The following is an 8476-nucleotide window of genomic DNA, read 5'->3' on the forward strand; positions in this document are numbered from 1 at the left end:
TTGAACGCCATCGTGGACGAACTCATCAAGTGCTCGTACGCGCGACGCAAGTGCAGACCATCGCCCAAGCCGTACTTGTCCTGACCGTCAGGCAGGTGCAGTCCAGTCAATCCGGCGTAGAAGTCGGTAGCGCTCGTGCGAAGGTGATTGCGTTGATTCAATGGCGCGATACCGGCCGCCCGCTACGCTCCTAGTACGGAAAAGCCGCGGCCATCAGTGCATCAAAGGTTTGCTGCGCCTTTTCCAGCGCGGCAGCACGCTGAGTTTGGATCGACCTGATTGCCGTCGCCCGTTCGCCGAACATTCTCTGCTCGTCGTACGGCGCCACCGGAAGGCTCACTTCGAAGAGGCGCCCTTGGGAAATGTTCCGCATTGACGAACTTGTACCCGTGGAGATCCGACTCAGTTCTTGACGTACGTAGCGCGACTGGAACAGAGCGTGCATATACGCAGGCTCCGCCGGCTCGGACCACACGATACGCCAGAGTTTGTCGGGCAGCAGCGTTCGCCCGTTCGTGCTCTCGACAAGGGCCGTCGCGCCTACCAGTTTTTCCGTGTTTGCGCGCGAGAAGAGCATGTCGCCGACACGCACGAGGTGCGCGGCTGGCGGCTGGTACCCATCCGGGGTTGGTTTACTTTCCTCTTCCAGGTAGCGTCCCGACGTGACCGCGCTCACCTTCAAGATACGGAATGGCGATCCGTTCTCTGATCCTGCCAGAAGATTCTTCCCGCCCTCGAACTTTTCGACGAAATCCGACACCTGCCGGAACGGCCAGCCTTTTGGGTTTGTCGCCGGATCTCCGTACATTTCGACGAACATGACGGGAAGAAGCTCGGCTGTTTTTTCAGATGCTTCCGTGCACAGTCTGACGATGCTTTCGGCCGCAGCGAGCGAATCCACCACATCCCTTTGTTTCTCGGGAGATACCATCGGTATCTCTTGATCCAATACCTGCCCATCCGTGACCGCTGGATACAGCGCCCCAGCAACAAGGCGTGACAGGTTTTCGACAAATCCGCGAGAGCGAGTAAAGTAGTACAGATATTGGGGCAGAATCTGACCGTTTGCGCGAAGCACACAGAAGCCTGTACTCGCGACCTGTCCGCCCAATCGTTCCGGTACGAGCGCAACCGCGTTCAAGTTGGGTCTGACCGTTGAGACTAGAACGTCGTTGGCTTGGATTAGGCGTCGCGCTCTGCTGGGTGCATCCGCACCCAACAGTGTTCTCGCTCCATCTATAGTCTTGCTTTCGTTGTTGATCGCAGCGACATCCACATATTCGAAGCTCTCGTCCGGCTGCCGCGTGGGATTTCTCGTGCCTGTATCTCGAGACACGACATCTCGTATTTTCACCATGCCGCTCATTGCTCACCGTTCCGCACGATCAACCGCAACGCTTCAACCTCTTCCACGATTTCCCGTTCGAGCGCCGCCAACTCGTCGAGAAGTTCTATGGAACTACGGTGTTCGGTCATCGACTGGCTTCGAGGACGATATTGACCGGCTGACAGTCGTAGGCTGTTGCCGCGAATCGAGTCCTCGTCGGCAAACCACCATTTCTCCGTCCATTCGACGCTGGCGTCTCGCTGCTGCCAAATGGCGAGCCTTGCTTCTCGGTCACGAAAACTTTGCACCACTGCCGGCAAATCGTCGGCCTCGATGGGCAAATCGTGATTCGCATCCATCTTGTAGCCATCGTTGTCCGCGTGTAGGAACAAGACATTGCTTGTCCGACCTCCCTTCCGGAAGAACAGGACGGACGTCTTAACGACCGAGTACGGCTGAAAGACCCCACCGGGGAGGGACAAAACCGCTTCAACCTGGTTGTTCTCAAGCAGCTGTCGTCTCAGTTCGAGATGTGCTCCGGTGGTGCCAAACAGCACACCCTCGGGGACGATAACGCCACATCTGCCGCCAGGACGAAGGCTATCGATCATGTATTTGAGGAACAAAAGTTCTGTGGCTGTACTGTTCCCGACCTTAACGTCCTCGACAACTCGATCTTTGTCGATCCGGCCTGCGAATGGGGGATTGGCGAGGATCACATGATAGCCGTCCACCGGTAGACCCAGCGCTTCCTTCTGCTCCCGCTCGATGGTTGTGGTCAAAACGTTGCGCAGGAGAACTCGAACGTTGGGCAAACCACGCAAGATCAGGTTCATCGTCGCCAAGTGAACCATTTTCGGGTCCACGTCATTGCCGAAGAACGTAGCGTTTTGAAGGGCCGTGTTCTGCGCGATTGACAGTCGGTCGCCACCGCCCCGTCGTTGATTCTTCCCGTCCACCTCGACGGTCTCGACCGCGTTGGGCGACGAGTTCGCCACGCGAATGTGGTTGTATGCCGCAACCAAGAACCCTGCTGTACCAGCCGCGGGATCGTAGACTGTCTCACCGATCTTCGGATCAACGATCTCCGTGATCGCGCGGATGATGTGTCGTGGCGTGCGGAACTGTCCAAGTTCGCCCGCCTGCTTAATTTGACGAAGGACGTGTTCGAAGAGGTCGCCTTTCGTGTCGGCGTCCGCTGCATCGAGCCGCAGACCATCCACCAGGTTGACGACCTGCGTGAGCACGGTGGGGTCGGCGATGTTCAGTCGCGCGCCGTCCATGAAGTTGTGCGCAGCACTTTCACCCATTTCGGCGAAAAACGGGAAAACCTCGTCACGGACGAACCGCACCAGCGCCTCGCCGGACATCGCTTTCGCCCACACCGACCATTTGAATCGATCGCGGGGGATGGTGTCCGTCCCTTGGTCGGCATTGAGCGGGTTCTTCACCGCCCAATCACCGATGAAAATGCTTTGATATGGGCGCTTCAGCACCCGCGCCTTCATGGTGTTCTCAGCGTCGATGCCTTCGATCAGGTAGAAGAAGAACAGGAACGACAGTTGTTCAGCGTTCGACACTGGATCGGGATAGCCGCCTCCGAAGAGGTAATCACGAATCTGGTCGATTGACCGCCGCATGTTCGGCGTTAATGGCATAGGTGCTACCTTGCGTATTTATGAATGTTAGTGCGCGACCGGCTGATCTGCGGGTGCGTCAGGCGCGCCCGATTCGTCGATCGGGAAAAGGGCAGCGTTAAGTGAATCGATCAGGCTCTGGACGACCTCACTCGAACCAAAGACGCGCTCGGCCTCTTTCAGTCCGCCCATCTGCGAAAAGGTGTGGAAGTAGGCGAAGTGCTCGGGAAACAACTCCGTCAAATCGTCAGCGTTTGCGCGAATCTGCGCGCCGAGAATCCGCAGCCAGCGATCTTGCTCGGCGGTCACGGTCTGCTGCAACCGCCAGGCTTCGAACCGTGTCCCCAGTTCTTCGGCGCGCTGCTGTGACGCTTCAGGGAACTGCATGTTCCCGTCTTCGTCCATCGTGATCCATTCGCGCGTGGTCGGGTCGATGTGGTCGTCCACGTCCAGGGACAGCAGGCGCGTCGGCTCGTGTTGCTTTGTTCGCGGCGTCTTCGACACCACGATGCCACCCTCTCCAACTGGATCCTCGTCGCCGTGGTAGGCAACCACACCGACGAAGTCGAAGATGGTGAAAACCGGCTTGTTCTTGGCTTTGCGAGTGCCACGACCGCGCATCTGCTGGTACAGGATCGCCGATCGCGTGAACCGTGCAAAGACCAGGTTCACAACGTCCGGACAGTCGAAACCCGTGTCGAGCATGTTGACCGACACAAGGATCTGCGGGAACTGCTCTTTCTTGAACCGCTTGATCTTCGCCATCGCGTCAACCGTGTCGTCCGGCCCGGCGCCCGATACCACATAGTCAGCGAAGCGCACGTCCGGTGACGGTTTCTTGTCTGCGAACTGGGTGTCGAACAGGTTGGCTAGAGTCTCGGCGTGCTTCTTGTTTACCGCGAAGACGATGGTCTTGCCGATGAGCGGCATCCGGAGCACGCCCTTGTGGTCCGTGAAGCCGTTCTGCAGCACGTCCCGGAACTCGCGGACGATCGCACGGTTGCGCTCAGGGATGGTGAACTTTCGCTCAAGCGCCGCCGGGTCAATCATGATTGGATCCCGGTTGGCGAACAGTTGCTCGAATTCAGCGGACGTGTCGGCGTCCATGGCCGACCAGTCCAGATCCTTGCGATGGACCTCGAAGCCGCCTTCCGCCGCCGTCTTCACCGTCCGTGCCGCATAGACCTGATACGGGACGAGCCAACCGTCCTGGATCGCATCTTTCATTTTGTACGAGAACGTTGGTTCATCGACCTCGAAGAACCGCAGCGTGTCGCGCACGAACTGTTTGTCTTCCTCGTCCGCCTGCGCGTCGTCCACGTTGGCGACGCAAGGCGTCGCGGTCAGTCCGATCTGCACCCCGTCGAAGTATTTGAGAACACCGGACCACTGGCCGTAGATGCTACGGTGGCATTCGTCGGAGATGATCAGGTCGAAGTAGCCGGACGAGTATTCGGTGTAGACGTTGATCATGCTCTGCAACGTCGTCACAGTGATCCGTTTCTCGTCCTGGAACCGGCGACCGGCGCGCAGCACGTACGCCGGATAATCCGGAAGGTGCTCGACGAACGCGTCCTCGGTCTGCTTGGCCAGCGGGATCCGGTCCACGAGAAAGAGCACGCGCGTCACCGCGTTGGCTTCGAAGAGCCGTTTGATCAACGCTGCGGCCGTTCGCGTCTTGCCGGTGCCGGTCGCCATTTCGACGAGCAACTTGCGCCTGCCCTGCTGCATTTCCGTGCAGAGCTTGTCGATACCCTTTGTCTGGTAATCTCGCTCGACGATCTTCTGGTCGATGGGCACCGACAGCAAATCCTTCCGCACCGTGAGGCTTGCGAACCTGCGTTCGAGGTCGTCCTGCTTGAAGAATGTTTTGACCGGATGTGGATAGGCTTGACTCCGCCACTCCCAAAACAGAACCTCGGCGCCGTTGGTCAGGAAGATGTACGGTACGTTCAGATGCTCGGCGTACCGCTTGGCCTGCTCCGCCGCGTCATTCGGGTTCGTCGTGAAGCGCTTAGCTTCGATCACCGCCAGCGAGCGTCCATGCCGATCACATAGAACGTAATCGGCGCGCGTGCCGTCCGACATCACCACCTCATACCGCACCTGAGTCGGATCGGTGGTCTTCCAACCCTGATCCGCCAGAAGCGCGTCGATCAGCACCCGGGAAAACGCTTCGTTTGTAGTCATGTCCTTGAGCCGTTGGGACTTTTGTCTATTTTAAGGGGACACATAGCCGGGCGGTAAGATTTTTCCCGCCAGCGCGAACCGGCTTGACCGGCAATCTTGGGAAGGTTTTTAGAACTTCTGGATCAAGCTCTGCGGCGGTGGCTGGTCCGGCGAAGCTCGCTTCTAAAACCTATTCCCGCCAGTCAAGTTTGCGCGGAAGACTAAGGGGAAAGTGCGATGCGTGACACTAGCATATTGAACTCGTTCAACCGTGAACAGCTCTTCGAAGATGTGTGGGCCGCTCCAATGAAGCACGTTGGCAAGAAGTATGGCATTTCGGGAACCGAGATTCGGCGCATATGTGACGCCCTTCAGGTACCGGTGCCCGCGAGAGGGCACTGGACGCTAGTTGCGAGAGGGCGCGCATCGGCACCACCGGCACTTGCGCCCGTGTCAACGGTGGCCCCAGCGGTCGAAGCAGATGCCAGAGGTTCGCAAAATAATGCAAGCGGTCCAGCACCCGCTCGAGCACGCGGTGCTGCTTTCGGCGTTGGGTTGGCCGCAGAATTGCATCACTGGCATCGAGCTCTTTATGGGCTTCGGCAACAGATGGAAACGGACGCTGCACGGGCCGATCGACTTAAGAAGGCTCATGACTGGGAGCAGGCTCACCCCGGAAAGCACCATCCGCCTGACGGAGACGCGGCATATGCGAGCTGGCTGCACTTTTGCGATGCCGGCCAGCTACTACTTACCACAACGCACCGGAGACTCGTGGCACGGTTGTCCCTAGGCAGCTATAAGCGGGGACTTAAATTGCTCAACGCCATCTGCCACTTGGCGGAGCGGACTGGGTACGCAGTTGATATGGCGAAGGGCGAACAACGCCTAAGGTTGGCGAAAGCAGGTGCCCACGTCGACATTCGCGTCAGCGAGAAGCTAGTAAAGGGCACCCGATATCAAATAAATAGCTGGAACAGGTCGCGTGAATCAGTGCGGACGCTGGCGCCCACGGGAAAGCTTGCACTGTTTATCGAGCAACAAGGCACGGGACACACTGAACTGGCGGATCGTGCAGACCAACTGCTGGAGCAACAGCTCGACGGCGTTCTTGCAGCCATCGACCACCGACATCACGGTTCCGCCCGAAGAGTCGCGGAACGGGAGGAACGCGAGCGACAATCCAAAGAGGCGGGAATCAGACGGCTAGAGCAAGACCGAAAACAAAGGGAGACACGGGGCAAGGCTGAGGAGGAGAACAGGGGTCGCCAAGCATTAGTTTCGGAGGCGGAGAATTGGCGACAGGCGGAACGGATCCGTGCTTATGTCACCACGTTGGACAGTAAACTAGGCCGCGCCGCTGAACTCCAGGACGAATATTTCACTTGGCGGAAGTGGGCGTTGGCGGTTGCTGACGACCTCGATCCGAGCTTCCGCCGAACTAGCCTTCGTTCGCGACCGGACCTGGGATGAATACAGATGTGGACGACGTGCCCGTCCTGCTCATTACCGATCGCCAGCCTTGAAACCGATATCCCGTCGATTTTGCACGCCCCTACGTATGCGAACGCCCTACGGTACGAGTTGTGCGGTGGATAACATGTTATCGAGCTTTGGTGATAGCCTCGTGTCGCGTTGATCTAATAGCGGGGTTTTTTGTGAAGACGTTGGCATTTTTTAATCATAAGGGTGGGGTCGGTAAGACGACTTTGACCGTTAACACGGCGGATTCACTAGTCGACCAAGGCGTACGGGTATTAATGGTCGACGCGGATCCGCAGTGCAACTTGACATCGTTCTATTTGAATGAGAAGGAGCTGGACGCCCTGCTCGGCGAGTCGGACGATGTAAATGGCGGTACGTTATGGTCGGCGATCAAGCCGGTTGTTGACGGCAAGGGCCCAATCAAGGAAGTGGAGGCCTATGAAATTCGCGATGGCTTGTATCTGTGTCCAGGGGACGTGCTATTGGCAGATTACGAGGAGGAGTTACCTGCAGCATGGACCGGTTCGTTCGCGCGCAAAGGGCGTGACTATGATGTGATGTGCGCTCTTTCTCGGGCGGCCCGAGGCATGGGGAAGAGGTACGGGGTCGACGTTGTAATTTACGACATGGGCCCTAATGTGGGTCCGCTCAATCGAGCAATTATTTTGGACTCGGATTACTTCGCGACCCCTGTGGCTGCTGACCTTTTCTCGCTCCGCGCTCTGTCGACCGTTGGGCGCGCAGTTGCTCGGTGGATTACTGACTGGTCGACGGTGCGGGCGTTGGCCGGCGAACTGAGCAAGGAGCTGCTGCACGGCAGGCCGACCTATCTCGGCTATGTCACGTCTGCTTACAAAGTGTCGTCCGGTCGCACTTCAACGAAGCCGCACGAGTATTGGGAAGGGAAGATTGCGCCGCGAGTGCGGGACCGCGTCGTGGAAGTGCTGCGGGCTGTCGACCCTAAGCTAGTTCCGTTTTCTTCGAACAAGCTCGCGTCAATCAAGGATTTTCATAGTTTGGCTCCCCAGGCACAGGAGTTTGGAATCGGTATCGGCAAGCTTCGCGGGAGGGTGAATTCGGGCTACAACGATCAGGTGGCCGAAGCCGCTCACGAGTTCGCCGGATTGGCCCGGGAGATCGCGAAGCGCATGTCTGCGCATTGATTGCGGAACAGGCAAAAGGGATCACCTTGACTGATCCCTTCAGTTCTCTATTCGAGCCTTGCGTACCGGCTTTGAGGGGACATGGGATCGATTGGCAGACGTAAGAGCGAACTGCCCGTCGTCAATCACGTCCGCAACGGGCTGCGCATCCATACTCCGCACGTTTCGGTGTGCGCGTCCGCTGGGTGATGTTCCGAATCACGGACCGCCCTGCGGACCTGACCGCGGCCTCAGTTCGGTCAGAAGCACCTTCCGCGGGCCGTCGTCACACCGCGCCCAACCGCCGGGCACTTCGACCACTCGCTCTGCGGCCGCCTTACTGCGGCAGAGAGACCAACCTAACTGACGCACTTGTCGCATCGAGCAAGTTGATTGACGCTGACCAAATCCGGTTACACAGCGGTTACACGGACTGCAGAAACACAAAAGGGTTACAGGCAAATCACCTGTAACCCTTTGATTTTCTTGGTGGAGCGGATGAGGATCGAACTCACGACCTTCGCATTGCGAACGCGACGCTCTCCCAGCTGAGCTACCGCCCCAACGAACAATCGATTCTACACACACAAAATCCATTCTGCCAAGCGTCAAATTTGACCCCAAGCAAACCTACTTCGAAGGCGCTCCAGCGAGCACCCAGCCCACGACGGAATGGATATCGCCGGCGCTCATCCCCGGGTGAGAGGGCATAGGAA

At 58.0% G+C, this 8476-nt stretch carries 5 protein-coding genes, 1 tRNA gene and 1 pseudogene; 2 read left to right on the top strand and 5 right to left on the bottom strand.

All coding sequences use genetic code 11. From position 1 onward, the window contains the following. Positions 1 to 190 precede the first annotated feature (190 nt). Genes VSR72_RS36535 through VSR72_RS36545 form a run of 3 tightly spaced genes read right to left on the bottom strand, consistent with a single transcriptional unit; the run spans position 191 to position 5154 of the window. A complete protein-coding gene (locus tag VSR72_RS36535) occupies positions 191 to 1366 on the bottom strand; it encodes a hypothetical protein (protein ID WP_342957096.1) in 1176 nt (391 codons plus the stop codon). Beyond that, a complete protein-coding gene (locus VSR72_RS36540) occupies positions 1363 to 2985 on the bottom strand; it encodes an N-6 DNA methylase (RefSeq protein ID WP_342957097.1) in 1623 nt (540 codons plus the stop codon). The genes VSR72_RS36535 and VSR72_RS36540 overlap by 4 nt, the downstream gene beginning before the upstream one ends. A 27-nt stretch (positions 2986 to 3012) precedes the next feature. Then, entirely contained in the window at positions 3013 to 5154 is a 2142-nt protein-coding gene (locus tag VSR72_RS36545; protein WP_342957098.1) for a DEAD/DEAH box helicase family protein, read from the bottom strand. An 846-nt stretch (positions 5155 to 6000) separates the two neighbouring features. Here VSR72_RS36545 and VSR72_RS36550 point away from each other — a divergent pair. Together VSR72_RS36550 and VSR72_RS36555 are read left to right on the top strand one after the other, a co-directional pair. Further along, positions 6001 to 6606 (top strand): hypothetical protein, encoded by a 606-nt coding sequence (locus tag VSR72_RS36550; RefSeq protein WP_342957099.1) that lies wholly within the window; start codon positions 6001 to 6003, stop codon positions 6604 to 6606. 185 nt (positions 6607 to 6791) lie between these two features. Next, complete coding sequence (locus VSR72_RS36555; RefSeq protein ID WP_342957100.1) at positions 6792 to 7781, top strand: AAA family ATPase; 990 nt, start codon at positions 6792 to 6794, stop codon at positions 7779 to 7781. Positions 7782 to 8247: 466 nt separating this feature from the next. Here VSR72_RS36555 and VSR72_RS36560 read toward each other — a convergent pair. Further along, positions 8248 to 8323, bottom strand: a tRNA-Ala gene (locus tag VSR72_RS36560). A 67-nt stretch (positions 8324 to 8390) separates the two neighbouring features. Continuing rightward, positions 8391 to 8476: pseudogene (locus tag VSR72_RS36565) on the bottom strand (cytochrome C); the annotation flags it as partial.

This window comes from Paraburkholderia sp. JHI869 (assembly GCF_038900775.1).
Taxonomy (GTDB): Bacteria; Pseudomonadota; Gammaproteobacteria; order Burkholderiales; family Burkholderiaceae; genus Paraburkholderia.